This is a genomic window from Methylocella tundrae (genome assembly GCF_038024855.1).
GTDB classification, from domain to species: domain Bacteria; phylum Pseudomonadota; class Alphaproteobacteria; order Rhizobiales; family Beijerinckiaceae; genus Methylocapsa; species Methylocapsa tundrae.
Genome location: NZ_CP139089.1, coordinates 372,107 through 395,465, shown reverse-complemented (window position 1 = coordinate 395,465; position 23,359 = coordinate 372,107). Strand labels below are relative to the sequence as shown.

Sequence of the window (23,359 nt, the reverse complement as noted above, 5' to 3'; positions counted from 1 at the left end):
CACCTCTGAATTGGCTTTTTTTTTGATTTGGGCGCGGGAATGGGACGAGGGTGGACCGCCGGGAAAAGGCGTCGCTTTGAGCATGATGCCGAAAAGCGGAAACCGGCTTTCAGGGCGACCCTATGCTCTGACTTCTTGAACAGAAACGGATGTGAGACTTTAGACCTAATCGCGGCGCGATTCCGTCCAAAGTCATCCGGCCTAATGCAGCCGAGATTCGCGCGCTTTTCGCGCCGGAGCTTTGCGGACAGCGCCCTTTGGCTCGGCGGTGTCGCTGAATAATTCCGCGAGCTTTTCCGTCATGGCGCCGCCTAACTCCTCCGCGTCCACAATGGTGACGGCGCGCCGGTAATAGCGCGTCACGTCATGGCCGATGCCGATGGCGATGAGTTCGACCGGCGAGCGCGTCTCGATCGTCTCGATCACATGGCGCAGATGCTTTTCGAGATAGTTGCCAGGGTTGACCGACAGCGTCGAATCATCAACCGGCGCGCCATCTGAAATCATCATCAAAATGCGCCGCTGTTCAGGGCGCTGCATGAGGCGCCGATAGGCCCAGTCGAGCGCCTCGCCGTCGATGTTCTCCTTGAGCAGACCCTCGCGCATCATCAGCCCGAGATGCTTGCGCGCGCGCCGCCACGGCGCGTCGGCCGATTTATAGATGATGTGCCGAAGATCGTTGAGCCGTCCGGGGTTCGCAGGCTTGTTCGCCTGCAGCCAAGCCTCGCGGGATTGGCCGCCTTTCCATGCCCTTGTGGTGAACCCGAGGATTTCGACTTTGACGCCACAGCGCTCGAGAGTGCGCGCAAGGATATCGGCGCAGGTGGCCGCGACCGTGATCGGGCGCCCGCGCATGGACCCCGAATTGTCGATGAGCAGCGTCACCACCGTGTCGCGAAAATCGGTGTCCTTCTCATGCTTGAACGATAGCGGCTGCTGCGGATCGATGACGACGCGAGAGAGGCGCGCGGGGTCGAGCATGCCTTCCTCGAGATCAAATTCCCAGGAGCGGCTCTGCTGAGCCATCAGGCGTCTTTGCAGGCGATTGGCGAGCCGCGACACCACTGAGGAGAGATTTTGCAGCTGCTTGTCGAGGTAGGAGCGAAGCCGTTCCAGCTCTTCGGGGTCGCAAAGGTCCTCGGCGGCGATGATTTCATCGAATTTCCTAGTGAAGGCCTTGTACTCCACGCCGCGCTGGTCGGCGCGTCCTGGCGTCGGCGGGCGGCGTGGATCGGCCGCCTGCTCCGAGTCGGAAAAATCCGCCTCATCTTCGAACTCTCCGGTCGGGGCGTCGGCGGCCTCCGCTTCGCTCTCGTCTATCGCGTCGGCGGAGTCCTCGGATTTCTCCATCTCCCGCGTGTCGCCGCTCTGATCCTCATCGCCTTTTTCGCCTTCGACATCGGCGTCGCCTTCATCGGCCTCGTCCGTGGAGTTTTCATCATCCTCGGGCCGATCATTGAGGCTGCCTTCGTCGAGCATTTCGAGCGAAGTCAAGAGCTTGTGCACCGACTGGCCGAAGGCGCGCTGATCTTCGATCGAGCCGCTCAGCCTATCAAGGTCCGCTCCCGCGCGTTCCTCGATGAAGGGCCGCCAGAGATCGACGATGCGCTGGGCGTTCTTCGGCGGCTTGAGGCCGGTCAGGCGCTCACGCACGATCATGGCGAGGGCATCCTCGATCGGCGCGTCGGCGCGCGTCGCGACGTCGGCGTAGCGCGCGCGCAGAAACCTGTCATCGAGCATGGCGTCGAGATTGGCGGCGACACCCTGCATCCTTCGCGATCCGATCGCTTCGACGCGCGCCTGCTCAACGGCGTCGAACGCGGCCCGCGCCGTTGCGACCTGTGGCGTCAGGCGGCGATGCATGTCGCTGTTGTGGCACGCGAGGCGCAGCGCCATAGAATCAGCGTGGCCGCGAACGATCGCGGCTTCGCGTGCATCCAGTCTCCTTGGCGGATCGGGCAAACGGGCCTTGGCGGCGGAGCCGGTCTGGATCAGGCTCGGGCGTTCGGGCGCATAGACAACCTCGAGAGCCGGATTTTTCGCCATCGCGCGCATGCAGGCGGCGACCGCCCGCTTGAACGGCTCTTGCGGGCTCTCCATTTTGGAAGGCGGTTTCTGGTTCGAGGCGGTCAAGACGGCTCCGGGCGATTCTTCTCGGCTCTCAGGTCATTACGACATTGGTCGCGCTTTCGGGCAGCTCCTTACCAAAGCAGCGCTGGTAGAATTCGGCGACCAGCGCGCGCTCCAGTTCATCGCATTTGTTGAGAAAGGTCAGGCGGAAGGCGAAGCCGACGTCGCTGAAGATTTCGGTGTTTTCCGCCCAGGTGATGACCGTGCGCGGACTCATGACTGTCGAAAGGTCGCCGGCGATGAACGCGTTGCGGGTGAGATCGGCGACGCGGACCATCTTGCCGATCTGATCGCGGCCCTCCTTGGTCTCCTTGAAGCGCTTGACCTTGGCGAGAACGATATCGACTTCCTTGTCGTGCGGCAGATAGTTGAGGGTAGCGACGATCGACCAGCGGTCCATCTGTCCCTGGTTGATCTGCTGCGTGCCGTGATAGAGGCCGGAGGTGTCGCCAAGACCGATCGTATTGGTCGTTGAAAAAAGGCGAAAAGCGGGATGGGGCCGGATCACCCGGCTCTGGTCGAGCAGGGTCAGACGGCCAGATACTTCGAGAACGCGCTGGATGACGAACATAACGTCGGGACGCCCCGCGTCATATTCGTCGAAACAGAGCGCGATGTTGTTTTGCAGCGCCCAGGGCAGAATGCCGTCCCGGAACTCCGTGACCTGCTTGCCGTCCCTGATGACGATGGCGTCCTTGCCGACGAGATCGACGCGCGAGACATGGCTGTCGAGGTTGATGCGCACGCATGGCCAGTTGAGGCGCGCCGCGACCTGCTCGATATGGGTCGATTTGCCGGTGCCGTGATAGCCCGTCACCATCACGCGCCGGTTTTTGGAAAAGCCGGCGAGGATGGCGAGAGTCGTATCACGATCGAACAGATAGTCAGGATCAAGATCCGGCACATGCGGATCGCCGCTGGAATAGGCGGGACACTCCATGTCGGTGTCGATCCCGAAAACCTGGCGGACCGAGATCTTCATGTCGGGAAGGCCGGCGACCGGGGCGCTCTCGTCGATAGTTGCGCTTTGCATTCTCCCTCCGTTCCGATGGGCTCGGTCAAGTTTGGTCAATCGCGGGAATCGCCAGGCGCTTGGCGATCCGGCGCGGCCGGCGTTAAGCGGACCGGACCGTTTTCAGATAATTGTACGCGCGAATGATCTCGCGCAGCTTGTCTTCGTTGGAGCGATCGCCGCTGTTTGCGTCCGGGTGCAGGCGCTTCACCAGATCCTTGTAGCGGGCTTTGATCGCGGCCGCATCCGCCGTGTCGTCGAGGCCCAGCTGGTCGAGGGCTTTCAGGGCCGCCACTCCGTAGCGCGGCTTCGCGGCTTCGACGCGAGCGGCGCGGCGCCCATGCGGCCGGGCCATGCCGAGCGGGTCGGGCGTCCCAGGAATGTCACCGTCTTCGCGAAAGCCTTTTTCGCCTCGATTGGCGCCCATTGTCCATGTCGGCCGATGCCCGACAAGGGCGTCGCGCTGGTACAAGGCGACATCTTCCGCGCTCATCCCATTGAAATAATTGTAAGTCGCATTGTACTCCCGCACATGGTCAATGCAGAAGGAAAAATATTCGCCCTCGCGCAGGCGCCCCATCGGCGCGCGATGTCCGCCGGGCGCGGAGCACCCGGGAAAGTCGCAGCGCGGCTGGTCCGCACGGATGGCCTGTTTGGGTTCACGCTTGACCCTGATGCGATCGAAGATACGAGAATTTAGATCCATGACCTCGGCATTATGAATGTCTTTGGGGTGGCCGCAAGCGCGTCAGCGCGGTAAAAAGATAATCGAGTTCCATTTGTACGAGAAGCCGCTGGATTTTACACGCGGCGCAGGAGATGCGGATGAGCAATCATACAGAAACCGTGGCCCGTCCGACAGGACCATCGGTCGCCGATGCGATGAAGGCGAAACTGGAAGCGGCGTTCGCGCCACTCTCGCTCGAAGTCATTGATGAATCACATAAGCACGCCGGTCATGCCCATGCCGTAACCGCGAAGCCCGGCCGCGCCGACGCCGCGGGCGAGACGCACTTTAAGGTCAAAGTGGTCTCTCAATCGTTCCAGGGCAAGAGCCGCGTCGACCGGCATCGCGCGATTAACGCGGCCTTGGCGCATGAGCTCGACGCCGGCGTCCACGCCCTCGCCATCGACGCCAAAGCGCCCGGCGAATGAGGCCGTCGCCGCGCTTATGCGGCTAAAGGCCACGCCCAGCTGAAATTCTTTTATCCTGACCCGCCGGCGACAACTTATCGCCATCGGCCATGATCGACGCGCTATTTCCGGCGCGCCGTCACCATTGTCGACGCGGAGGAGCTCGGAGGCGCGCCATGACGGAAAACCTCGCGGAATTATTCAGCGGCGGCGCCAAGCCGAAGGGCGCTGTCCGCAAAGCTCCGGCGCGAACCTCATCTGCATTGACGTTGGATCGGAAGCCCCCGCCGGCTGCCCAACCAGGCGGGAAGGCGGGACATCTTCGTCGCAGAACCTGTCTCGCTTCGCTCGATCCGCTCAGGCGATCGTCGGCGCCTCGGCATTGGCGGCGACCTGGCTCAGGCGTTGGCGATAGAGAGCCGCGAAATCGATCGGATCAATGTAAAGGGGCGGAAAACCGCCGCCGCGCACGGCCTCGGCGATGATATGGCGCGCAAATGGAAACAGCAGGCGCGGGCATTCGATCATGACGACCGGATGCATGTCGCTCTGGGGAATATTGACGAGGCGAAACAGACCCGCGTAATCGAGCTCGAATTTGAACAGGACGTCTGACTCGGCCTTGGCGGAGCCTTCGAGCAGAATATTGACCTCGAACTCGGTCTCGGCGACCTGGCGGGCGTTGACGTTGACCTGAATCTGAATATTCGGGGGCTTGTCCTGAGGTCCGAGCGAACGCGGCGCATTCGGATTTTCAAACGAAAAATCCTTTATATACTGCACCAAAGCATTGATCGCCGGGGCCGTGTTCTCGTCGAACGTCGCCCCGCTGCCGTTACCGTTTCCATTAGCCATTGCATTTTTCTCCCGCGGCTGCGGGTAGCACGGAAGCCAAACGGGAACAAGCGCTTCGAAGCGCCGGCGCGTTGCGGCGGCGCCCCTCGCCAATTGACGCGCCCTGCGTCAAAGCCGTCCGAAAACAGGCTCATATGTCCGGCGTCGAGTTTGGTCGCAATTTCTTTACGCGATCTGGTATCCACTTTCGATCAAAATGCTCTAATGAGGGGACAGATAAGCAATTGCGAGCGAGTTCCTTTCCGCTATGTCGTCCGATTCGCCCCGTCTTTTCCTGATTACGCCGAAGATCTCCGACGCGGCCGCTTTCGCCGCGACGTTGGACGCGGCGCTCAAAGCCTGCGACGTCGCTTGCGTGCTGCTGCGCACGGAAGGGCGCGACCTTGGCGAAAACAAGAAAATCGTGCGGGCCCTCGCTCCGCTGGCGCAGGATCGAGACGCAGCCCTGCTCGTCGAAAACGATGCGCAACTCGCGATCCGCTCCGGCGCCGACGGCTGTCACGTCGAGAGCGTTGGCGAGCCGCTGGCGGCGGCCCTCGCGGCGCTGCAGCCGGACCGCATCGTCGGCGCGGGGCGCCTGATGAGCCGCGACGACGCGATGTCGGCGGGAGAGGCCGGCGTCGATTATCTGATGTTCGGCGGTCCAGATGACGCAGAGCCGCACGAAGCCATCCTCGAGCGGGTCCGCTGGTGGGCGGAAATTTTCAACATTCCCTGTGTCGCTTACGCGCATGCTCTGACCGACGTTGGCGAACTCGCCGAGGCCGGCGCCGACTTCATCGCTCTTGGCGAGGCGGTGTTCGAAGATCCGCGCGGCCCCGCCGCCGCGCTGGCGGATGTCGCTGCTACCTTGGCGAAGACGCGTGAAAAAGCGCAATAATCCGGCTCTCAGCCGGTTGATCCTCGTGCTTTGCGCCGGCCTCGCGCAAGCAGCCTATTGTTCGGATGCGAGTCGCGCCGGGGGACGGACGCAGCAGGCCCAAGACGAGACGACAGAGCAGAACAAAGAAGCGGCACCGCAGCCCTCTTCCCCTCCGAAAGCCGACGAGAACACGCCGGATCTTGCCTTCGGCGCCTATCAGCGCGGCTATTACGTGACCGCTTTGGCCGAAGCGATGAAGCGGATCGCGGCCAACCCTGACGACGCGGCCGCAATGACGCTGGTCGGCGAACTTTATGCCCAGGGTCTTGGCGTGCGCCGGGACGCGAAGGAGGCGGTGCGCTGGTACAAGCTCGCCAGTGATCGCGGCGACCGGCAGGCGACCTTTCGCCTCGCGCTCGCGAACCTCGTCGGCGACGGGACGGCAAAGGATCGCGACGAAGCCCAGAAGCTGTTTGAAAAGGCCGCCGCGCAAGATCATCCGGGCGCGCTCTACAATCTCGGCGTCATGGCGATAGAGAACAAGGGCGGCGTCGCGCCGGATTTTACAAAGGCCGCGAAGCTTTTTGAACAGGCGGCCGATCTTGGCGATTCCGACGCCGCCTATGCTTTGGGCCTGCTCTACCGCAATGGAACAGGCGTCGAAAAAAGCGACGAGCGCGCCGCCGAATGGATCGCCCGCTCGGCCAAGGATAATAATGTTCCCGCCGAGATCGAATACGCCATCATGCTGTTCAACGGCGTCGGCGTGCCGAAGGACGAGACCGCGGCCGCGAAGCTGTTTCTGAAGGCGGCGGCGCGCGACAATCCCGTCGCCCAAAATCGCGCCGCCCGCGTCCTTGCGGCGGGCCGAGGCCTGCCCAAAGACATGGTCGAGGCGATGAAGTGGCATATTTTAGCGCGCGCGGCGGGCGTCAAGGACAAATGGCTCGACGGCGAACTCGCCAAGCTCACTCCGAAAGAAAAAGAGGCCGTGCAGGCCGCCGTCCGTCAATATATCGGGCGGTGAGGTCTTAATCCTCGAAGCTGAGGCCGCCGGCTTCCAGCGCGGCCCGCATGTGACCGGGGATCCGCGCCTCGACCCGGACCGGCTCCTTGTTCTTGTAGAGCGGGATTTCAATGGTTCGCGCGTGCAGTTGCAGTTGCGTCGGACCGCGGTTGCCGTAGATAGGGTCGCCGAGGATGGGCCAGCCCTTGGCTGCGCAATGCACGCGCAATTGATGCGTGCGGCCGGTCAAAGGCGTCAGCGCCAGCAGCGTAAGGCCGCTTCCCTCCGAGAGTATGTGCCATTCTGTCTGTGCTGTTTGACCCTTGGGATCGACTTTCATCCACCAGCCGCGGCTTTCGTCCAGGCGGCCGAGCGGCAGGTCGATCAAGCCTTGATCCTCTTCGGGGCGCCCCTCGACGATTGCCCAATAGGTTTTGTCGATCTTGCCTTGCTTGAACAAAAGACCAAGCTTTTCCAGCGCCTTGTGATGCCGCCCGAGGACCAGGCAGCCGGAGGTGTCGCGATCGAGCCGGTGCGCGAGGGCCGGATTGCGCGGCAGGCCAAAGCGCAGATGATGGAATGAGGCTTCGAGATTTTCGCCGCCCTTCGGGCCCTTGTGAACGGCGATGCCGGCCGGCTTGTCGAGCACCAGCATCAGAGCGTCGCGATAGAGCAGCCGCGCGCTCAGTTCGGCTTCCGAAAGAGTGGCTTCTTGCGTCCCGGCGAGACTCACCACCAGCCGCGCCATTTGAACCAGAGGAATGGAACGAGGGCGCTCAAGAAGATGAGGGCGAGGCCCCATGCGTAGCCATAGGTCCATTCCAGCTCCGGCATGTTCTTGAAGTTCATTCCATACATGCTGGCGACGAGGGTCGGTGGAATGCCGACGACGGAAACCACGGTCAAAAGCCGGAAGATGTTGTTCTGCTCGATGTTGGTCAGTCCAAGCGTCGCATCCAACAGAAAATGAATCTTTTCGGTTTGCCGCGTCTCATATTCATTGAGGGAGCTGATGTCGCGGCCAAGACTCTTGATTTTGGCGCGCTGATCGTCGGTCAGATAGGAAGCGGCTTCACTGGTGACAAAGGGCAGCATGCGCGACATGCCGAGCAGCACGTCGCTGATTTTCGAGGTCAGATCGCCATTGCGTCCGATCTGGGTCAAAACCTTGCGCAAATCCTTATTGTCCTGACTTGGGCCGCGTTGCAGACCATTCGCGCCGAATATCATCTGGGACAAGGAGTCGAGATCCGCATTGATCATTTCCAATTCGTCGGCGCTCCGGTCGATGACCGCTTCAAACAGAGTGATGAAGCCGCCAGGGCCGTCCGCGGCGCGCCCGTTCTCGACCGTATCGGCGTAATGCAGATCCTCGCAGGCCTTGATCTGCTTGTAGCGGATGGTCAGCACATAGTCTTTCGCCAGCACGAAACCGAGCGGCGAGGTCTGCGCGGCGCCGTTCGCCAATCGCACGATCGCGGGCATGCTCATGAACAAATGGTCTTTATCGCGATAGAGACGGCTCGACGTCTCGATTTCCTGCAGCTGCTCGATCGTCGGCACTTTGATGTTCAAAATACGCTCGAGGAATGCGACTTCCTTCTCGTCCGGCCGGAAGGCGTCGATCCAGTTCACCTCGATTGGAAGCGCCGCCGCGTCAAGACCGACCTTGATCTCTCCCTTGGCGGTCGTCGAGTGGAAACTCAGCATGGGATCTCGCAGTGAAAGGGGAGCGTCGCATTCTGTTCAACATGCGCATCTTGAGGCAAAGCAGAATGCGCCGCACGCCCGCTTATGCAAGCAGGATGACGGCGATGCGACGGTCACCAACCGCAAGACGCCGGACCCCTTCCACCACCGCGTGCATCAGAACGGATGATATTGGAACATCCAGGTTTCGCTCAAGATTTTTTCCCCCGACCGGAGGAAAAGGCGCATCTCCACCGGCTCAGTTCCGGAGCCGCCCGTGAAATCGAATTGGGCGCGCCAATGACCCGGCGTGTCGTCCGGCACGGCCTCGGTGAAAACATAGGAAAAGGTTCCGCGCGAAGCCCAGAGCACGGGCTCCGGCTTCACGCCGAAAGGAAGATCGGCAAGCGGCGGCCCTGAAAATTCGACCATGAATTTGCGCACGCCTTTGGGGCGCGGCTGGCCGGGCTGGCCGCCGTTGCCGAGACGCGTCGCCACGCAGCGCGCGAGATTGGTCGGAAACGGCTCGTCCGCCTCCCAGTAAAGGCGATAGGACAGCGCCAGCTCCTCGCCCGCGGTCGCCGGCTTTTCCGGCGTCCACATGGCGACGATATTGTCGTGGATTTCATCGTCGGTTGGAATTTCGACGAGCTCGACGGCGCCTTTGCCCCACTGCCCCAGGGGCTCGACCCAAAGGCTCGGCCGGCGGTCATAGTAAACGCCATCCTGATAATGGTCGAAATTGCGGTCGCGCTGAAGCAGGCCGAAGCCGCGCGGATTCTGGTCGCTGAAGGAGGATACGATGATGCGCGGCGGATTGTTGAGAGGGCGCCATATTCTTTCGCCCGTTCCCGTCCAGATGGCGAGGCCGTCGGAATCGTGAACTTCCGGGCGCCAATCCACCCCGGTTTCCTTTTTGGTCTCCGAGAACCAATACATGGAGGTCACTGGCGCTATGCCGAACCTTGCGACGTCGGCGCGCAAAAACAGCGCCTGTTCGATGTCCATGATGACGCCTTTGCCGCGCGTCATCACGAAGCGGCAGGCGCCGGTGATCGACGGCCCATCGAGCAAGGCGTAGACCGTCAGCGAATCCGTCGCATGGGCGCCGTCGATGTAGAATTTCGTAAAGTCGGGAAACTCTTCCGGCTTGCCCGCGACCGCGACGTCGAGCGCGACGGCCCGCGCGGAAAGCCCATATTGCCGCATCGCCCCGATCGCACGGAAATAGGCGGCGCCGAGAAAGGCCACCCAGTCATTCTTGCGCCAGTCGAGCGCGCCGCCCTTCGGCTCCTGAATGCGCAAGCCGGCGAAGCCCGCCCCTTGTGGCAGCTTTTTCGCAATCGAATCGGCTGGCATGGTGAAATAGCTTTGGTCGTAGATGATCTCGCGGGCGCTCGCGCCCTCGACGACATTCATCTCGACCGCTTTTTGAAAGAACATTCCAAGGTGAAAGAAGCTGACCGGAAAGCGCCCTCCGCCCTCGGCATAGAGGGCGTGATCCATGTCGAAGGAGATCTTGCCCCAGGCTTCGTAATTGATCTTGCCGACAATGTCCGGCGCCGGGTGCGGCGGCCCGACATAGGCCTCGCCCGCCATGCGCTTGGCCGTCGCCTTCAGATGATCGAAAGAAAACGGCCGCGCGGGTCCAAGTTTCAGGCCCTCCAGCGCCACAGCCTCGCTGATTCCGGCGGCGCCAAAGCCCATGGCCGCGGCGGCCTTCAACACCGCTCTCCGGTCAAAGGCTTTGGTCATGTCGTCTCCTTAACTTGGCTGCTTTGCGGGTGGGAGCCTTCCGCGCTCGGAAAGCATCTCTTTCGGCGCATGGTCGTGACGCGTATCCATCACGCTGAAGTCCCGGGGATTTCACGGCTCGGGGGTTTTTGTGGAACAGCGGCGTCGGGCCCGGCGGCTCAGCCGCGGTAGGGCTCGTGCTTAATTGCGATACGCATGAAATAATACAGCAAAACGAAACCGCAGAGCGTAAAGCCGACCTCAATGACGCGGCTGACCGTGGGATCGAGCTGCAACAGGCCGCCGATCGCCCATCCGGCGGCCCATGATGCGCCGACCATTTCGGTTCCGACGAGAACGGCGACTGCGATGAGCGTCGAAAGATGAAGCCAGTTGATCGGCTTCTGCGCTGCGGCGCCTTTGGCCAAATCTTTGGGTTGAGCCGGGTTTTGAGCCAAGTCGCATCTTCTCCAGTGCCGCGCCGCGCCCTCGCGTCGAACGCTCGGAAACGCCAAGCATACGCGAAAAGATAGGCAAATTCGTCTCGCCACTATATCATAGTCGCGCCAGGAGCAAGCGGTCGAGCCGGTGCGCCGTCGTCGCGAAAGCGTCATCGAGGCAGACTGCCGGCACGAAAACGGGCCGACGACGTTCTAAAAAGGGGTGGAGCCTGATGAGGCGAGAGGAGCTCGATGCGCCGCCGGCGAGCGCCGCTGACCTGCCCTGGCTTAAGGTTTACCCCGCCGGCGTTCCGGCCGGGATCGAGCAGCCGCGCTATCGGTTGCTTGGCGAAGCCGCGCCGGATCTTTCGGCGCGCTGGGGCGGGCGCAGCGCTTTTACCACCATCATGCCAAACGGCATGTCCGGCTCCTTGAGCTTTGCGGAGGTCGATCGCCTGTCCGGCGCCTTCGCCGCATATCTGCGCGACTGCCTCGGCCTTGCGGCGGGATCGCGCGTCGCCATTCAGACGCCGAACGGACTTGCCTACCCGATTGTCGCCTTCGGCGTGTTCAAGGCCGGCTGCGTTCTCGTCAACATCAATCCGCTCTATACCGCCGCCGAGATGATCCATGTCTTCAAGGACGCCAAACCTTCTGTGATCGTCGTGATCGACATGTTCGCGGAAAAGCTGGCGACGGCGTTGGAGCAAGCGCCTGTTCCTCATGTCATTCTCAGCGAGGCGGCGAGCCTTTTTCCACCGCATGCGCGGCTGATCATCGGTTTTGTCCAGAAACATTTGCGCAGGGAAGTTCCAGAGCCGCGCTTCGCCTCCGTCCCCATCGCGAAGGCCCTTGCGATGGGCGCTCACAAGGTCGCATCGGGGGCCGACCTCGCGGCCTATGCCGCCGGCCTTGAGCCCTCCTCCCCCGCCTGTCTGCAATATACCGGCGGCACGACGGGCGTCAGCAAGGCGGCGATGCTGACGCACCGCAATCTCATCGTCAATGTGGCGCAGTTCCTGGTGTTCGTCGGCGGTGCGATCGCGGAATCCGATCATGTCCTGACGGCCCTTCCGCTCTATCATTCCTTCGCCTTCACCGTGAACATGCTCGGCTTTTTCTTCCGCGGCGCGCATAATGTGCTGATCCCCAATCCGCGCCCGCTGATCAACATGCGGCGCGCCTTCGCCAAACAGCCGATCTCCTTCATCACAGGCGTCAACACGCTCTTTAACGGGCTTCTCAATGAATCCTGGTTTACCGACAATCCGCCGCCTGCCCTGAAGCTGTCGGCCGCTGGCGGCATGGCGCTGCACGAAAGCGTCGCGCGCCGATGGGAGGCGATTACGAAATCGCCCCTGATCGAAGGCTACGGCCTCAGCGAAGCCTCGCCCGTGCTGACGTTCAATCCGCCTTATCGCGTCAAGCCGGGCTCCATCGGCGTGCCTCTGCCGTGGACGGAGATCCAATGCGTCGATGACGCCGGCCGAGAGGCGCATCCGGGCGAACATGGCGAATTGATCGCGCGCGGACCGCAGGTCATGGCCGGCTACTGGAACCAGCCCGAGGAGACGAAGATCGCCCTGCGCGATGGCTGGCTCTACACCGGCGACATCGCCACCATGGACAGCGAGGGCTATTTCACCATCGTCGACCGGCGCAAAGACATGATTCTCGTGTCGGGCTTCAATGTCTACCCGAACGAGGTCGAGGCGGTGTTGTCGCAGCTTCCGGGCGTCAGGGAATGCGCGGTGATCGGCGTCGCCGACGAATGCTCCGGCGAAGCCGTCAAGGCGTTTATCGTCCGCAGCGACGAATCGCTTGACGCGGAAACCGTCCGCGCCTTCTGCAAGACGCAGCTCGCCGCCTATAAGACTCCGAAAATTGTCGCCTTCCGCGATGATCTGCCGAAATCGAATGTCGGCAAGATCCTGCGCAGAAATCTGCGGATGGAGGCGCTCCTAGAGGCCGATCCCCCGAAAGCATAGCCCGCTACCAGCGCAGCAGGCGCGCGCCCAGCGCGGCGCCGAGGCCTGTCAGCAGCGCGATCGCCAATGGATACCAGACCGCTACGAAAAGAGGCGAATCGTCCGGGCAATGCGTCGCGTAGAGGGCGGCGCCGATCGCGCCGGCGAAAAGCCCCGCTCCGGCGCCGGCGAGAGCCGGACGCTCCGGCGCCCCATTGCGCAGCGCGAACAATGTCGCAATGAGCGGCGCAAAGCCAAGAAAGGGAATGCTTTTCAGGCAAACCATCGAATTGGAGCCGACCAGCCTTTGACCCCATTGCGCGGCCGGAACGACGGCCAGTTCGACGCCGACGCCGATCGCAAGCAACGCCGGCGCGACAACGGCCAGCATCAAAGCGCCGTGGACGGCGGCGCCCGGCCGGAACAGGCGCAAGACCAGCAGGCCGGAGAAGGCGACCAGCAAGTCGCAGACGATCAGCTTGAACAAAAATCGCGGCTCGGCGAGCAGCGCCAGAAAATGAGGCCTTGGCCCCAGAACCGCGAGAAACAGGCACACGGCGATCACGACGGCGGGGATCAAAGCAAGCGTCAACGCGCGGCGAGGCGCCGGCGGCGTGACCTGATCTTCGGAAAGCGCGTTGATGAGTTCGCTCGTCTTCATGACTCAACTCTTCGAAACTTCGCAGCCAGCGCCGCCAGTCCGCGATGCAGGGCGACGCGAACGGCGCCGTTGCTCATCGACAGACGGGTGGCGGCTTCATCGATCGAGGCGCCTTCGACCGCGATGCAGCGCACGACATTGCGTTGTCCGGGCGGCAGGCCGTCGAGGTGGCGGCTGACGTCCGAGACGATAGACTCAGAATCATCACGGACGCCCGGCAGGACCTCCGCGAAATCGTCGATCGAAAGCTCGATCCGGCGGCCGCGCCGGCGTAGGGCGTCGATCAGCTTGTGGCGCGCGATGGCGAAAAGCCAGGGGCTGAGCGGCGCGTCCTGATCCCAGGTTTGCCGTTTGAGGTGCACCGCGAGCAGCGTCTCCTGCACGACATCCTCGGCCTCCGCTATCGCCGCCCCCGCGCGCACTACGCCCTTTCGCGCGAAGGCTCGCAACGCCGGAGTCAATTCAAGCAACAGCCGCCGGTACGCCGCCGCGTCGCCCGCGTTGCTCGCGCGCATCAGTCGGGCCCATTCCTTTTCGCGGTCCTCAACGCGCACGCGCGCTCCATCGTTCATACATTCGGCTTCCAGGGCCCCTGCGTTACGCTGTAGCGCGGCTTCACGGTCACTTTTTTGTCAACCGGGAAAGCGCAAAAGCAGCCGTAACGCTGGCCGTCCAGCCTCCGTAATAGACAATGCCGGGCTGAAGCAGCCTGCGCCTATCCTACTTTTCGATAAAGGAAACATTCATGACCGCCAAGGACAAGATGGCCTCCGCCTCCCTCGCCGGCGCTTTTGCGACGGCTCTGACCCTGCTCGCTTCGCAAGCCTCCGCCGGCCCCGCCCCCGCGCAGCCAGGCAAGGACAAATGCTACGGCGTTGCCCTCAAGGGTCAAAACGATTGCGCCGCAGGCGCGGGCACGACCTGCGCCGGCACCTCGAAGGTCGATTACGACGGCGCCCATTGGAAATATGTCGCCAAGGGCACATGCGACACCATCACGACCCCGCATGGCATGGGATCCATGACCCCCTCCAAGTCCTGAAGATCCGCATCGAGGCGCGCGGGATCATCCTCGCGCCTCCCTTTTCATCGACGCCGCAAGGGTTTGCCATGTCCTTTTTTTCGACCTCACGCCTTCCCGCCGCCACCGGCGTTGGTTTCAAGCCTGAGCATTTCGCGGCAATCACGGCGGAACGTCAGCCCATCGGCTTCTTTGAAGTCCATGCGGAAAATTATATGGGCGACGGCGGCGTTCCACACGCGCAACTGCGTTTCCTGCGCGACCACTACGCCCTTTCGCTGCACGGCGTCGGCCTCTCGATCGGATCGACGGAACCGCTCGACCGCGAACATCTTCGCCGCCTCAGACTGCTTTGCGATCGCTACCAGCCAGAGAGCTTCTCCGAGCATCTTGCATGGTCCTCGCACGGCGGCGCCTTCTTCAACGATCTTCTGCCGCTGCCCTATACGGAGGCCACGCTCGCCGCCGTCATCACCCACGTGGATGAAACGCAGTGCGCGCTCGGACGGCAGATTCTTATCGAAAATCCGGCGACCTATGTGCGTTTCGCGGAAAGCACGATCCTAGAGACGACATTTCTCGCCGAACTCGCTCGCGCGACCGGCTGTGGGCTGTTGCTCGACCTCAACAACGTCTTCGTCAGCGCACGCAATCACGGCTCCGGCGCTAACGCCTATCTCAACGATTTCCCTTTGCATCTCGTCCGCGAAATCCACCTCGCTGGATTCTTTGAGACTGTTGACGACGCATCCGCACCGCTTCTCATCGACTCGCATGGATCGCCTGTAGCGAATGAGGTGCGCATGTTGTTTGATATGACGATCGAACGCGCCGGCCCGCTGCCAACTTTGATTGAGTGGGACAATGACGTGCCGCCTTTCGAGGTTCTGCTCGGAGAGGCGCTCGCGGCGCAGGCTCGGCTTGATCTGTTCTCGCGCGACATCGCAACGCGGCCGGCCGCCTGATCAGAGGATGAGCAACATCATGCAACAGTTGCAAAATGCTTTCGCCGCCGCGTTGCGCGATCCCTCGCTGGCGCCTCCGGCCGGGATCGTCTCAGACGTCGCGCCAGCGCCGGCCAAGCGCTTCGCGGTCTACCGCAACAATGTCATGGTCGGCCTCATCAGCGCGCTCGAGACGCGCTTTCCGGCGACGCGGCGCATCGTCGGCGAAGAGTTCTTCAAGGCGAGCGCCCGCGTCTTCGCAGGGGCGCATCCACCACATTCGCCCCTGATGATGACCTATGGCGATGAATTTCCCGATTTCCTCGCGGCGTTCGAACCAGCCGCCAAGGTCCCGTATCTCGCCGACGTCACGCGCATCGAGGCGGCGCGCACGCGCGCCTATCACGCAGCCGACGTCCGCCCGCTTGCGGCGTCAGACCTCGCGGGCGTCTCCGCTGGGGCCATAGGCGAACTGCGTTTCGCGCTGCACCCTTCCCTGGAGATCGTCCGCTCCGCTTTTCCTGTGGTGACGATCTGGGCGATGAACGCGGGCGAAATGGTCTTGGCGCCAGTCGCGCATTGGCGCGGCGAAGATGCGCTCATCCTGCGTCCCGCCTTCGAAGTCGAGGTGCGGCGCTTGCCGCCCGGGGCGGCGGCGTTTCTTCAAAGCCTCAAATCCGGCGAGCCCCTGGGCGAGGCCGCGGCGGTCGCGCGGCAAGATAGTCGCAGTTTCGATCTGGCGATTAACCTCGCCTCGCTCGTCAGCGCCGGCCTCGCCATTCGGACAATCATTTCATAACGAAGGAACGAGCTGATGGACATTTCGCAAAGCTATGGCGCGCCGAACACGGTTCGTCCGATCCGCGCCGCGATCGACCGTTTCGATCGCATTCCGCAATCTTTTGTGTCCCTTTGCGCGCGCATCTTTCCCGCCGCCGTCTTTTGGATGTCGGGCCAGACGAAAGTCGACGGATGGCGTCTGAGCGACAGCGCGATTGATCTCTTTCGCGACGAATACCGGCTTCCGCTGATCGATCCTTCGATAGCGGCGCATATTGCCGCCTTCGCCGAACATTTCTTTCCGGTTCTGCTGGTCCTTGGCCTCGCCAGCCGGTTTGCCGCATTGGCTCTACTCGGCATGACCGCGGTCATTGAAATCTTCGTCTATCCCGACGCCTGGCCGACGCATGGCGTCTGGGCGACCTGCTTTCTCGTGGTCATCGCGCGGGGTCCCGGCGCCCTTTCGCTCGACCATCTGATCGCGCGGCGCTTCGGCTTTTCTGGAAACAAGCGATAAAGCCGGGCTTTTCGTCCCTCCGTCCAAGCCACGCGGAACTTTTTGCCAGCTTGCGCATTCTGGCTTGTAGCGACGCTTCAGGCAGGAGGAAAAAGAATGACGCGCAGTCTCTTGACACTCACCCTCTTTTCGGGGCTTGCCCTCGGCGCCACCACGCTTTACGCGCAAACGCCTTTCCCGATGAGCGCGTCGCCGTCGGAGTATTCAGCGCCCGCGATCGGCGTCGAGCCGACAGCGCCGCTGCGAGAAGGCCGCAGCGCGTTCGTCGCGCAGCGTCCAGGCGAAATCTCCGGCGCATTCGACGATTTTGCGCGCCCGATTGATTACAAGGGCTATTCGTCCGATCAATAAGCGCGGCGGCTCAGGGCTCGAAATCGAGCCCGATATCGAGGATAGGCGCGCTGTGCGTCAGCCAGCCGATTGAAATCAGGTCGACGCCCGAGGCGGCGACAGTTGGCGCTGTCGACGGGGTGATGCGGCCTGACGCTTCCGTCAGCGCGCGGCCATCGACCAGCGCGACGGCCTTTGTCAGCGTTTCGGGGCTCATGTTGTCGAGCAACACCGCGTCGACGCCTTCTTCAAGCGCCTCGACGAGCTGCTCCAACGTATCGACCTCAAGCTCTATCTTCACGAGATGGCCGGCGCCTGCGCGCGCGCGCCGCAACGCTTCCCTGACGCCGCCGGCGATCGCGACATGATTGTCTTTGATCAGGACGGCGTCATCGAGGCCAAAGCGATGATTGCCGCCGCCGCCGGCGCGCACCGCATATTTTTCGAGCGCCCGCAAGCCCGGTGTGGTTTTTCGGGTGCAGACAATCTTGGCGCCGTAACCGCGCACCGCCGCGACCACCGCCGCCGTAGCGGTGGCGACGCCGCTTAGATGACAAAGATAATTCAAAGCGGTGCGCTCGGCTGTGAGAATGCCCCGCGCTGGTCCGGTGACGACCGCGATGCGATCCCCCGCGCCCACCGCCGCGCCATCCTGACGCTCAACGCGGACAAAAATCCGCGCGTCGATCAGTTCGAAAGCAAGCCGCGCAAGGTCGAGCCCGGCGATGACGCCGGGCTGGCGCGCGACCAACACGGTCCGGGCATTCAGCCCCGCGGGGACGATGGCGTCGGAGGTGATGTCCCCGGCCCGGCCGAGATCTTCAAGAAGTGCGGCGCGAACGAGTGGTTCGATGGCAATCTTTGGCAGCGGCGCAAGAGTTGACGCAAGGCTCATCGCAAGTCTCAACCACGTTGGATCGGGCGTTTTTCAAAGAACCGGATAGGCGCTACGCCAAACGGCATTTGCCTCGCCTGGAAATGCTCAATCGACCAGTTCGGGAACAAGCGCCTGCGCCGCGCGCATCGCTTCCTCAAGCTGCAAAGTGGATCTTTGCGGCGTAGCCGCGGGACATGGAAAATCAGTGCGCGCATGAGCGCCTCTGCTTTCATTTCGGCGTAACGCCGCGACCGCGATCATCAATCCGACGATGGCGGCGTCGCTCGCCGCCCGGTGATCCCGCGCCAAAGCAAACAATGTCCCAACGGCCTCGCGTAGTCCCTCGCCGTCGCGCAAAACGCCAACCGCGCGCGTCATGATCTGGCGCACCGGAGCCGGATCGTCGGGGACAATGGGCTGAAGATCGCAGTGAACTTTCCGCCGGCGGACGGGGCTGGTCGAGGCGACGCTTTCTGCGACGAAGCCGCCGCAAACGACCGCCTCGAGCAGCGAATTGCTGGCAAGCCGGTTCGCACCATGGAGGCCCGTGCAGGCCGCCTCGCCGCACGCCCAGAGCCCTTCGACCGAAGTTCGTCCCATAAGATCCACCTTGACGCCGCCCATGTGATAATGCGCCGCCGGACGGATCGGGATCGGCTGCGTCGCTGGGTCGACGCCCGCCGCCTGGCAAAAGCTCGTGATCGCGGGAAAGCGCTGGGCGAAACCGGCGCCGACGGCCTCGCGCGCGTCGAGAAAAACACGATGCCCCGCCGCCAGTTGCGCAAAGACAGCGCGCGCCACGATGTCGCGCGGCGCAAGTTCGGCGCCGGGTTTGCCGGCCATGAAGCGGCGTCCGGTTTCGTCGATCAGGATGGCGCCTTCGCCCCGTACGGTCTCGCTGATGAGCTTCAGCGGAAAAGAGTCGCTGTCGAGCGCCGTTGGGTGGAACTGCACAAATTCGAGGTCGGCCATCACGGCCCCTGCGCGCGCGGCCAGCGCCAGCCCTTGACCGAAAGAACCTGCCGGGTTGGTGCCATATTGGTAGAGGCCGCCAACGCCGCCTGTTGCGATGACGATGTGATTGGAGGCGAACAGAACGGGTCCGGTCTCCGCCTCGGCGACGACGCCGGTGACGGCATTGTCTTCGACGATCAGACGGTGCGCCGAGATCCCCTCGATAACCGTAATCGTTGGCGTGTTGCGGACGCGCTCAACCAGCGCGCGCATGATTTCGCGGCCGCTGCTGTCGCCGCCGGCATGGACGATGCGGCGGCGCGAATGCGCGGCTTCAAGGCCAAGCACAAGACGCCCTTCCGCGTCACGATCGAACGGCGCGCCATAGCGGATCAGTTCCTCGATCGCCGCGGGGGCGGCGCTGAGAATGGAATGCGCGACAGCCGCATCGCACAGCCCGTCGCCGGCTTTGAGCGTATCGGCAAGATGCAAAGCGACGTCATCATCCGGTCCAAGACTCGCCGCGACGCCGCCCTGCGCGAGCACGCTCGACGCTTCAAGGCCCAGCGGCGCCTTGCTCAAGACGATGGCTGGCATCGGCGCCAAGGCAAGGGCCGTCGACAATCCGGCGAGACCGCCGCCGACAATGATGCAAGCGCCCGTGGCGTCCATATCGGTCACCCTAAATCTGTGTTCGGTGTGTTGGTTCGATCACGCCAGCCGGACTTAACTGACGGCCAGCATGCGCTCGACGGCGACGCGCGCGCGGGCGGCGATCGCGGGATCGATGCGCACCTCATGATGCATTGTCTCAAGGGCGCGTCTGATGTTGCCGAGCGTGATCTTCTTCATGTGCGGACAGAGATTGCACGGGCGCACGAACTCGAGCTCGGGATATTGCACGGCGACATTGTCGCTCATCGAACATTCGGTGAGCAGCACCAGCCGCGCCGGACGATGCTGCGCCACATAGGCCTGCATCGCCGCTGTCGAGCCGGAAAAATCGGCTTCCGCCACGACTTCCGGCGGACATTCGGGGTGCGCCAGAACGACGACGCCCGGATAGTCTTCACGCAGTTCGCGCACCTCGGCGGCGGTGAACAGCTCATGCACTTCGCAGTGGCCTGACCAGTTGATGATCTTGACCTTCGTCTGCGCGGCGATATTGCGCGCAAGGAATTCGTCCGGCAGCATGATGACGCGATCGACGCCGAGCGATTCGACAACAGCCTTGGCGTTGCCCGACGTGCAGCAGATATCCGATTCCGCCTTCACCGCCGCCGACGTGTTGACATAAGTCACCACCGGGACGCCGGGATAAGTCCGGCGAAGCCGCCGCACATCCTCAGGCGTGATCGACTCGGCCAACGAGCAGCCGGCTCCCAGATCGGGGATCAGCACCGTCTTGTCCGGATTGAGCAGTTTCGCCGTCTCCGCCATGAAATGGACGCCGGCCAGAACAATCACATCGGCGTCGACATTCATGGCTTCACGCGCGAGGGCGAGGCTGTCGCCGACGATGTCCGAGACGCAGTGAAAGATCTCAGGCGTCTGATAATTATGCGCGAGCACCACCGCGTTGCGGGTGCGCTTCAACGTCATGATGGCGTCAATGTCGGCTGCGTAAATAGGCCATTCGATCGCCGGGATCGCGTGGCTTACCTTGGCGTAGAGATCGCGCGCATGAGGCGCGACGGCCCGGCGCGCGCGCTGAGGCTCCTCGCCGCGATTGTCGACACGCAAAACTTCCGACGGCAGAGCCATGGACTTATACTCCCTCTGAGCATTATTGGTCCATATGCTGGGGATGAGTATAAGATTTGTCAAGCCTTCGCGATCGGCAACTTGGTGCCGACGATGGCGCGCTCCGTGAAAACGGCGCGACGGAAGCAGAAGAGTTTGGCGGGCCGTCCCCCTGTATCCTGGCTGGTTTCCCCGGTTTCTTCGACGAGTTCCTGCTGTTCGATCAGGCGGCGAAAATTTTGTTTGTGCAGCAATCGTCCAGCTAAAGCTTCAACGCAGCGCTGCAACTGCAAGAGCGTAAAAGTCTCGGGCATGAGCTCGAAGACAACGGGGTGATACTTGATCTTTGCGCGGAGCCTTGCGATCCCGGTCGCAAGGATGCGACGATGATCAAGGATCATCGAGCGCCCGCCCTCCGGCGGCGTGATCGGGCTTCCGCGGCGCGCTTCGGCGATGAGCCCGGCCTCGAAGAGAAGCTCGTACCGCTGCAGGACGAGTTCCTCGTTCCAGGCGCGGCCATCGAGGCCAAAGGTGATCGTCGCGCGCTGAAGCCGCTCCTGCCGCAGTTCGGACTCTTCCGCGGAGTCGATCCAGGAGCGCAGGCGCGGCGCCAGCGTCGTTTCGATCATGGCGGGGGCTCCGACGCGATGATCCTCCCAGGGAAAATAGGAATACCAGCTGCCCCAGCTCGCTTCATATTCGCCAGAGGCGGGCTGTTCACGGGTAAGGCCAAGGTAGCTGATCGAGATGATCTGCTGCTCGGCGCCAGCGCGATCCTTGTCCGCGAAAGTGTAAAGCTGCTCGACATAGCCAAGCGGCAGGCGAGTCTGGCGTTCGACCCAGGCGCGAAGGCCAGATTGAAGCGAGCGATGCGCGATCTGAAAAGGACCCGAAGGCAGGGCCCGCTGATCCTGGATCGTCAAAACGCGCGGGTCGCCGCAGGTGACCGCGACGAGCACGGCGATGAGATCGGCGGCGATGCCCTTCCCCTCCGCGACGGGAATCGCGGACGAACTGGCGCGCGCCTGCGCCCCGACGATATCTCGCTCCTGAAACGATGCCATGACTTATGCGCTCTGAACAGGCCCCGATGACGCGCTTATATCTAATCTTTGTCGGGGACGAGCGCCATCCATCGGCGACCCTCGGTCATCCTATGTCGAGATCGATCGCCGAGACGACATGACGCGGCCATCGCCAGGGCGCGACGAAAACAGCGTCGCCGCGCAGGGTCAAAGCGGCGGCGAAAGAGTTGGACGCCAGCCAGACTCTCGCGGCGCGCGAAATGCGGCGGCGTTTTTCGGCGGAAATCGCCGCCCGCGCTTCGTCGAGGGTCGGTCTGACCTTCACTTCGACAAAAGCGATGGTGTCGCCGCGCCTGGCAATAATGTCGATCTCTCCGCCGTGAACGCGATAGCGGCAGGCGAGGATCGCGTAGAATTTGAACCGCAAGGCCGCGATGGCGACGCGCTCGGCCGTCAGCCCCTGCCAAAGCGCGGCGCGCCGATCATCCGCGCTGCGCAAGGATTTTCCTGTCGCGTGTCAAGGATCACTCTCTCACGACGGACGAGCCCGTCAGTTCAATGGCTCTGGCGTAAATTTTCCGGCGCGGCTGGCCTGTCGCGGCCGAAACGATCGCCGCGGCGTCCTTGACCGAAAGCGTCTCCAGCGCCTTCGTCAATTTGGCGTCGATTTCTTCCTGGCTATCGGTCAGCGCCTGCTCCCCCGGCGGCCCGACCAGCACGACGATTTCGCCTTTTGGCGGCGCCTCGGCGGCGAGCGCCGCCGCGAGCTCCGGCAAGGGCGCGCGCCGGACGGTCTCATAATATTTGGTGAGTTCGCGCGCCAACGCCGCATCGCGCGGGCCAAGCACGGCCGCAAGATCGGCGAGCATCTCGGCAACCCGTCGCGGCGACTCGAAAAACACGAGCGTGCCGGGAATGTTCGCAAGCTCGGCGATCCGCTGGCGGCGGGGGCCGGATTTCGGCGGCAAAAATCCTTCGAAAAAGAAGCGATCGGTCGGCAATCCCGCCACCACCAAAGCGGCCAGAACGGCCGACGCGCCCGGCACGGAGATCACTTCGATATTTTGCGCCAAAGCGTCCGACACGAGCTTGAAGCCGGGATCGGAGACGAGCGGCGTGCCGGCGTCCGACACCAGCGCCAGCGCCGCGCCGCTCGCAAGACGGGCCAGAAGATGCGGCCGCATCACCGCGGCGTTGTGCTCATGATAGGCGACAAGAGGCGTCGCTATCCCGTAATGCGCCAGCAGCGTCTTCGTCACGCGGGTATCTTCCGCGATGACCGCATCCGCGGCGGCGAGCGTCGCCAGCGCACGGAACGAGATGTCGCCGAGATTGCCGATCGGCGTCGCAACGACATGCAGGCCTTTGCGGATCGGCTCAGCCTCCGCCCGGAGGCCAAAAGCGGTAAAGGCGGCCGACGAGCCGCCGTCGCTCTCACCGCCGGCCGTGCCTTTCGACTCGCCTCGGCTTTCGTCCAGATCGCGACCGTTCCGGCGCCGCTCACTCGTGCTCATGGTCCGCTCCGCCCTGGTTTCCCGGCCGGTCTCCGGGCCCGCGGGTTGAACGCTCCCGCAGCCCGTTCGATAAATCATCCGCTCGTTCTATTTATAGAACTCGCCGCGCGATTCTGCAAGAAAGAGCGGCGCATGTACGGTTTCTATTGCCCGGGCTTCAATTT

Annotated in this window: 26 protein-coding genes and 1 pseudogene; 11 read left to right on the top strand and 16 right to left on the bottom strand. The window is 62.9% G+C overall.

Annotation, left to right across the window (positions count from 1 at the left end; genetic code table 11):
* Positions 1 to 201: 201 nt before the first annotated feature.
* The 3 genes from cobT to SIN04_RS04260 form a co-directional block, all read right to left on the bottom strand.
* Positions 202 to 2,133 (bottom strand): cobaltochelatase subunit CobT, encoded by a 1,932-nt coding sequence (gene cobT, locus SIN04_RS04270; protein ID WP_341264237.1) that lies wholly within the window; start codon positions 2,131 to 2,133, stop codon positions 202 to 204.
* Between the two features lie 28 nt (positions 2,134 to 2,161).
* Positions 2,162 to 3,163 carry a cobaltochelatase subunit CobS gene (cobS, locus tag SIN04_RS04265; RefSeq protein ID WP_134486429.1) on the bottom strand — a complete coding sequence of 334 codons (1,002 nt, stop codon included), beginning with the start codon at positions 3,161 to 3,163 and terminating at the stop codon, positions 2,162 to 2,164.
* Positions 3,164 to 3,245: 82 nt separating this feature from the next.
* Positions 3,246 to 3,848, bottom strand: a complete 603-nt coding sequence (locus tag SIN04_RS04260) for a J domain-containing protein (protein WP_134486427.1) — start codon at positions 3,846 to 3,848, stop codon at positions 3,246 to 3,248.
* Positions 3,849 to 3,967: 119 nt separating this feature from the next.
* Between SIN04_RS04260 and SIN04_RS04255 the strand changes: the two genes are divergently transcribed.
* Together SIN04_RS04255 and SIN04_RS20220 are read left to right on the top strand one after the other, a co-directional pair.
* On the top strand, positions 3,968 to 4,297 hold the full coding sequence (locus tag SIN04_RS04255) for a BolA family protein (RefSeq protein WP_134486425.1): 330 nt from the start codon (positions 3,968 to 3,970) through the stop codon (positions 4,295 to 4,297).
* Between the two features lie 76 nt (positions 4,298 to 4,373).
* Positions 4,374 to 4,482, top strand: a pseudogene (locus SIN04_RS20220) (cobaltochelatase CobT-related protein); the annotation flags it as partial.
* A 151-nt stretch (positions 4,483 to 4,633) separates the two neighbouring features.
* Here SIN04_RS20220 and secB read toward each other — a convergent pair.
* A complete protein-coding gene (gene secB / locus SIN04_RS04250; RefSeq protein ID WP_134486423.1) occupies positions 4,634 to 5,131 on the bottom strand; it encodes a protein-export chaperone SecB in 498 nt (165 codons plus the stop codon).
* A gap of 247 nt (positions 5,132 to 5,378) precedes the next feature.
* Here secB and SIN04_RS04245 point away from each other — a divergent pair, with 247 nt between their 5' ends.
* Together SIN04_RS04245 and SIN04_RS04240 are read left to right on the top strand one after the other, a co-directional pair.
* Positions 5,379 to 6,011 (top strand): thiamine phosphate synthase, encoded by a 633-nt coding sequence (locus tag SIN04_RS04245; RefSeq protein ID WP_134486421.1) that lies wholly within the window; start codon positions 5,379 to 5,381, stop codon positions 6,009 to 6,011.
* Complete coding sequence (locus tag SIN04_RS04240) at positions 5,995 to 7,020, top strand: tetratricopeptide repeat protein (RefSeq protein WP_244605664.1); 1,026 nt, start codon at positions 5,995 to 5,997, stop codon at positions 7,018 to 7,020. Before SIN04_RS04245 ends, SIN04_RS04240 begins: the two co-directional genes overlap by 17 nt.
* 4 nt (positions 7,021 to 7,024) lie before the next feature.
* Here the strand turns inward: SIN04_RS04240 and SIN04_RS04235 are convergent, their stop codons facing one another.
* Positions 7,025 to 7,654, bottom strand: coding sequence for an RNA pseudouridine synthase (locus SIN04_RS04235; RefSeq protein ID WP_341264451.1), 630 nt, complete (start codon positions 7,652 to 7,654; stop codon positions 7,025 to 7,027).
* Positions 7,655 to 7,728: 74 nt separating this feature from the next.
* Positions 7,729 to 8,709, bottom strand: a complete 981-nt coding sequence (locus SIN04_RS04230) for a magnesium transporter CorA family protein (protein WP_134486415.1) — start codon at positions 8,707 to 8,709, stop codon at positions 7,729 to 7,731.
* Here SIN04_RS04230 and SIN04_RS04225 point away from each other — a divergent pair.
* A complete protein-coding gene (locus SIN04_RS04225) occupies positions 8,708 to 8,878 on the top strand; it encodes a hypothetical protein (RefSeq protein ID WP_166795841.1) in 171 nt (56 codons plus the stop codon). The genes SIN04_RS04230 and SIN04_RS04225 overlap by 2 nt on opposite strands.
* Here SIN04_RS04225 and SIN04_RS04220 read toward each other — a convergent pair.
* Together SIN04_RS04220 and SIN04_RS04215 are read right to left on the bottom strand one after the other, a co-directional pair.
* Positions 8,866 to 10,443, bottom strand: a complete 1,578-nt coding sequence (locus tag SIN04_RS04220; protein ID WP_134486413.1) for a glucan biosynthesis protein — start codon at positions 10,441 to 10,443, stop codon at positions 8,866 to 8,868. The two genes, SIN04_RS04225 and SIN04_RS04220, sit on opposite strands and share 13 nt — an antisense overlap.
* Before the next feature lie 158 nt (positions 10,444 to 10,601).
* Complete coding sequence (locus SIN04_RS04215) at positions 10,602 to 10,880, bottom strand: hypothetical protein (RefSeq protein ID WP_244605663.1); 279 nt, start codon at positions 10,878 to 10,880, stop codon at positions 10,602 to 10,604.
* Positions 10,881 to 11,095: 215 nt separating this feature from the next.
* Here SIN04_RS04215 and SIN04_RS04210 point away from each other — a divergent pair, with 215 nt between their 5' ends.
* The gene (locus tag SIN04_RS04210; RefSeq protein WP_134486411.1) at positions 11,096 to 12,850 is read left to right on the top strand and encodes an AMP-binding protein; all 1,755 of its coding nucleotides are present in this window, start codon (positions 11,096 to 11,098) and stop codon (positions 12,848 to 12,850) included.
* 4 nt (positions 12,851 to 12,854) lie between these two features.
* On the opposite strand, the gene SIN04_RS04205 is transcribed toward SIN04_RS04210, so the two are convergent.
* Together SIN04_RS04205 and SIN04_RS04200 are read right to left on the bottom strand one after the other, a co-directional pair.
* Positions 12,855 to 13,490: an NrsF family protein gene (locus tag SIN04_RS04205; RefSeq protein ID WP_134486409.1), complete on the bottom strand. Its 636-nt coding sequence runs from the start codon at positions 13,488 to 13,490 to the stop codon at positions 12,855 to 12,857.
* On the bottom strand, positions 13,487 to 14,062 hold the full coding sequence (locus SIN04_RS04200; RefSeq protein WP_134486407.1) for a sigma-70 family RNA polymerase sigma factor: 576 nt from the start codon (positions 14,060 to 14,062) through the stop codon (positions 13,487 to 13,489). Before SIN04_RS04200 ends, SIN04_RS04205 begins: the two co-directional genes overlap by 4 nt.
* 173 nt (positions 14,063 to 14,235) lie before the next feature.
* Here SIN04_RS04200 and SIN04_RS04195 point away from each other — a divergent pair, with 173 nt between their 5' ends.
* From SIN04_RS04195 to SIN04_RS04175, 5 genes are all read left to right on the top strand, one after another.
* Positions 14,236 to 14,532 carry a DUF2282 domain-containing protein gene (locus SIN04_RS04195; protein ID WP_134486405.1) on the top strand — a complete coding sequence of 99 codons (297 nt, stop codon included), beginning with the start codon at positions 14,236 to 14,238 and terminating at the stop codon, positions 14,530 to 14,532.
* Positions 14,533 to 14,600: 68 nt separating this feature from the next.
* A complete protein-coding gene (locus SIN04_RS04190; protein ID WP_134486403.1) occupies positions 14,601 to 15,476 on the top strand; it encodes a DUF692 domain-containing protein in 876 nt (291 codons plus the stop codon).
* 19 nt (positions 15,477 to 15,495) lie between these two features.
* Positions 15,496 to 16,254, top strand: a complete 759-nt coding sequence (locus SIN04_RS04185; protein WP_244605662.1) for a DNA-binding domain-containing protein — start codon at positions 15,496 to 15,498, stop codon at positions 16,252 to 16,254.
* Between the two features lie 15 nt (positions 16,255 to 16,269).
* Positions 16,270 to 16,752, top strand: a complete 483-nt coding sequence (locus tag SIN04_RS04180) for a DoxX family protein (RefSeq protein ID WP_134486399.1) — start codon at positions 16,270 to 16,272, stop codon at positions 16,750 to 16,752.
* 96 nt (positions 16,753 to 16,848) lie between these two features.
* Positions 16,849 to 17,103: a hypothetical protein gene (locus SIN04_RS04175; RefSeq protein WP_134486397.1), complete on the top strand. Its 255-nt coding sequence runs from the start codon at positions 16,849 to 16,851 to the stop codon at positions 17,101 to 17,103.
* Positions 17,104 to 17,113: 10 nt separating this feature from the next.
* On the opposite strand, the gene nadC is transcribed toward SIN04_RS04175, so the two are convergent.
* From nadC to rsmI, 6 genes are all read right to left on the bottom strand, one after another.
* Positions 17,114 to 17,977 (bottom strand): carboxylating nicotinate-nucleotide diphosphorylase, encoded by an 864-nt coding sequence (gene nadC / locus SIN04_RS04170; protein ID WP_134486395.1) that lies wholly within the window; start codon positions 17,975 to 17,977, stop codon positions 17,114 to 17,116.
* 87 nt (positions 17,978 to 18,064) lie between these two features.
* Positions 18,065 to 19,585, bottom strand: coding sequence for an L-aspartate oxidase (locus SIN04_RS04165; protein WP_134492255.1), 1,521 nt, complete (start codon positions 19,583 to 19,585; stop codon positions 18,065 to 18,067).
* Positions 19,586 to 19,639: 54 nt separating this feature from the next.
* Complete coding sequence (gene nadA / locus SIN04_RS04160) at positions 19,640 to 20,677, bottom strand: quinolinate synthase NadA (protein WP_134486393.1); 1,038 nt, start codon at positions 20,675 to 20,677, stop codon at positions 19,640 to 19,642.
* Positions 20,678 to 20,736: 59 nt separating this feature from the next.
* A complete protein-coding gene (locus SIN04_RS04155) occupies positions 20,737 to 21,720 on the bottom strand; it encodes an NUDIX hydrolase (protein WP_166795840.1) in 984 nt (327 codons plus the stop codon).
* A gap of 85 nt (positions 21,721 to 21,805) precedes the next feature.
* On the bottom strand, positions 21,806 to 22,180 hold the full coding sequence (locus SIN04_RS04150) for a YraN family protein (protein ID WP_134486391.1): 375 nt from the start codon (positions 22,178 to 22,180) through the stop codon (positions 21,806 to 21,808).
* A 25-nt stretch (positions 22,181 to 22,205) separates the two neighbouring features.
* A complete protein-coding gene (gene rsmI, locus SIN04_RS04145; protein WP_341264236.1) occupies positions 22,206 to 23,195 on the bottom strand; it encodes a 16S rRNA (cytidine(1402)-2'-O)-methyltransferase in 990 nt (329 codons plus the stop codon).
* Positions 23,196 to 23,359 lie beyond the last annotated feature (164 nt).

Excerpts from the sequence above, each read along its gene's own strand:
- SIN04_RS04180 (WP_134486399.1), top strand. The coding sequence starts at position 16,270 with ATGGACATTTCGCAAAGCTATGGCGCGCCGAACACGGTTCGTCCGATC.
- SIN04_RS04230 (WP_134486415.1), bottom strand. The coding sequence starts at position 8,709 with ATGCTGAGTTTCCACTCGACGACCGCCAAGGGAGAGATCAAGGTCGGT.
- SIN04_RS04210 (WP_134486411.1), top strand. The coding sequence starts at position 11,096 with ATGAGGCGAGAGGAGCTCGATGCGCCGCCGGCGAGCGCCGCTGACCTG.
- cobS (WP_134486429.1), bottom strand. The coding sequence starts at position 3,163 with ATGCAAAGCGCAACTATCGACGAGAGCGCCCCGGTCGCCGGCCTTCCC.
- secB (WP_134486423.1), bottom strand. The coding sequence starts at position 5,131 with ATGGCTAATGGAAACGGTAACGGCAGCGGGGCGACGTTCGACGAGAAC.
- SIN04_RS04235 (WP_341264451.1), bottom strand. The coding sequence starts at position 7,654 with ATGCTGGTGCTCGACAAGCCGGCCGGCATCGCCGTTCACAAGGGCCCG.
- SIN04_RS04155 (WP_166795840.1), bottom strand. The coding sequence starts at position 21,720 with ATGGCATCGTTTCAGGAGCGAGATATCGTCGGGGCGCAGGCGCGCGCC.
- SIN04_RS04185 (WP_244605662.1), top strand. The coding sequence starts at position 15,496 with ATGCAACAGTTGCAAAATGCTTTCGCCGCCGCGTTGCGCGATCCCTCG.
- SIN04_RS04200 (WP_134486407.1), bottom strand. The coding sequence starts at position 14,062 with ATGAACGATGGAGCGCGCGTGCGCGTTGAGGACCGCGAAAAGGAATGG.
- SIN04_RS04245 (WP_134486421.1), top strand. The coding sequence starts at position 5,379 with ATGTCGTCCGATTCGCCCCGTCTTTTCCTGATTACGCCGAAGATCTCC.
- SIN04_RS04195 (WP_134486405.1), top strand. The coding sequence starts at position 14,236 with ATGACCGCCAAGGACAAGATGGCCTCCGCCTCCCTCGCCGGCGCTTTT.
- nadC (WP_134486395.1), bottom strand. The coding sequence starts at position 17,977 with ATGAGCCTTGCGTCAACTCTTGCGCCGCTGCCAAAGATTGCCATCGAA.
- SIN04_RS04225 (WP_166795841.1), top strand. The coding sequence starts at position 8,708 with ATGGGATCTCGCAGTGAAAGGGGAGCGTCGCATTCTGTTCAACATGCG.
- SIN04_RS04175 (WP_134486397.1), top strand. The coding sequence starts at position 16,849 with ATGACGCGCAGTCTCTTGACACTCACCCTCTTTTCGGGGCTTGCCCTC.
- SIN04_RS04190 (WP_134486403.1), top strand. The coding sequence starts at position 14,601 with ATGTCCTTTTTTTCGACCTCACGCCTTCCCGCCGCCACCGGCGTTGGT.
- SIN04_RS04255 (WP_134486425.1), top strand. The coding sequence starts at position 3,968 with ATGAGCAATCATACAGAAACCGTGGCCCGTCCGACAGGACCATCGGTC.
- rsmI (WP_341264236.1), bottom strand. The coding sequence starts at position 23,195 with ATGAGCACGAGTGAGCGGCGCCGGAACGGTCGCGATCTGGACGAAAGC.
- SIN04_RS04260 (WP_134486427.1), bottom strand. The coding sequence starts at position 3,848 with ATGGATCTAAATTCTCGTATCTTCGATCGCATCAGGGTCAAGCGTGAA.
- nadA (WP_134486393.1), bottom strand. The coding sequence starts at position 20,677 with ATGGCTCTGCCGTCGGAAGTTTTGCGTGTCGACAATCGCGGCGAGGAG.
- SIN04_RS04220 (WP_134486413.1), bottom strand. The coding sequence starts at position 10,443 with ATGACCAAAGCCTTTGACCGGAGAGCGGTGTTGAAGGCCGCCGCGGCC.
- SIN04_RS04205 (WP_134486409.1), bottom strand. The coding sequence starts at position 13,490 with ATGAAGACGAGCGAACTCATCAACGCGCTTTCCGAAGATCAGGTCACG.
- SIN04_RS04165 (WP_134492255.1), bottom strand. The coding sequence starts at position 19,585 with ATGGACGCCACGGGCGCTTGCATCATTGTCGGCGGCGGTCTCGCCGGA.